Genomic DNA, 1,458 nt, shown 5'->3' with positions numbered 1-1,458 from the left:
AGCTCCAACTTGACGTTGGTTCGGTCTTTCTGTTGCGCCTGCGTCACAATCTCGCCGCTGTCAAGATCGCGCAGTTGGGCCTTGGCATAACCGGACCGCAACAAAATCGCGTAACCCAAGCGCTCCGGCAAGCTCAAGTAGTCACGGACCACCTTATCCTGAGTCTGGTGAGAGAAAGGCTTTTCGGTGTTGAACGGTTCGAAAAAAGCCACCACGGCGAACAGTCCGCCCAAACCGGCAAACAGCAGCCATTCGCGTCCGGTTTTTTTAAGCAGCGCGGCCCAGCATTGCGGCGAAATAGGTAGCGATCCCACTGGTGACAATCCCCATTAACGATGTACGAACGGTTTCCAGCCAAGCGAGGTTTCCGGCCACGGCTTGAGTCGCCGGTTGCGGCAACTGCTCGCGCAATAACAGCTTGGCCAGATCGACCCCCAACCCGGCAAAGTACGAGAAGGACACGAAGTACAGGAAATAAACGCAGACGAATTGAAATTGCAGATGCTGCAGAATCGGCACTTGCAACACGTCCCAAAACACAATGAACGGCCAAGCCAGTAACAGCGCCGCGAAAAATCCGGCGGCACGCGCGGTCAATGCCGCTTGTTGCGCCAAATAACGGTAGATGTTTCGGTAATTGACCCGGCTACCTCGGGTCATTTGCATCCATTTGAACGGCAAGTAGAACAGCAGAAAACCCACCAAACTCGGAATGGCCAGCTTTATCGTCAACGACTCCCAACGAAACACGCTGTTCTCGCTGTACATGAAGGAAGAAAACGAAAAATACAATTTGTAAGGTGTCAGATAGCTGGCCAGCTTGGTCAACAACACGGTGGCGAAAACGCCGCCGACAAAGCCGAGCAAACTGATGCTGGTTCTCGTGGCAGGCATGGCTAAACCTCACTGGAATGGCGGACCGAAGGACGCCGGTCGTTTCGCGCGATGGCTAGCGGATGTCCGGTACCGGCGACCGCCGGTATCGATACCGTTGCGTTGACGATGATCGGCCAATCCGGCTCGATATGCAACAGTACATTTGTACTGGTACGGATGGGTTTAGACTGGGCCCCCGCACCTCAGTGAGTTGAACATTTTGTACGTCCACCGTTTTGCCGATGCGTCGAGACACTTGCGCTAGTTTTTCCGGGCCGGACAGGCTTCTGTGTTCGCGGCGGCGGTTACGTTTCGAGAAAACACGCTGCTGCTTGTTAGTCACTCACTCAACGCTCGCTGCTCGGAATTCAACCATTCGGGACGATAATCGGCTCGGCGCGACCTAGCCCGGCGGAGTACCAAACCTAGATTTGGTACTCCAGTCAAATTTCGTAAGTGGGATTGGCGTATCGCGCCGGCCGGCCGACACGGTTGGCCCAGCACCCTGGGCAGTCGCTAGGCTGGCGACTCCCAGGCGCTAGTCCGACCGTTATCGCGCGTCAAGCAGGGAAAAGCGATAGG

At 55.6% G+C, this 1,458-nt stretch carries 2 protein-coding genes; both read right to left on the bottom strand.

What is annotated here, in order from left to right; translation table 11 throughout:
* The coding region (locus AC3B8H_RS21290) for a hypothetical protein (RefSeq protein ID WP_488443504.1) at positions 1-314 on the bottom strand (314 nt) is incomplete at its 3' end.
* Positions 268-894, bottom strand: a complete 627-nt coding sequence (locus tag AC3B8H_RS21285; protein ID WP_488443503.1) for a hypothetical protein — start codon at positions 892-894, stop codon at positions 268-270. The genes AC3B8H_RS21285 and AC3B8H_RS21290, both read right to left, overlap by 47 nt.
* Between the last annotated feature and the right edge of the window lie 564 nt (positions 895-1,458).

It is taken from the genome of Methylomonas sp. BG-2, from assembly GCF_057766305.1.
This window is presented reverse-complemented; position numbering and strand designations above follow the sequence as displayed.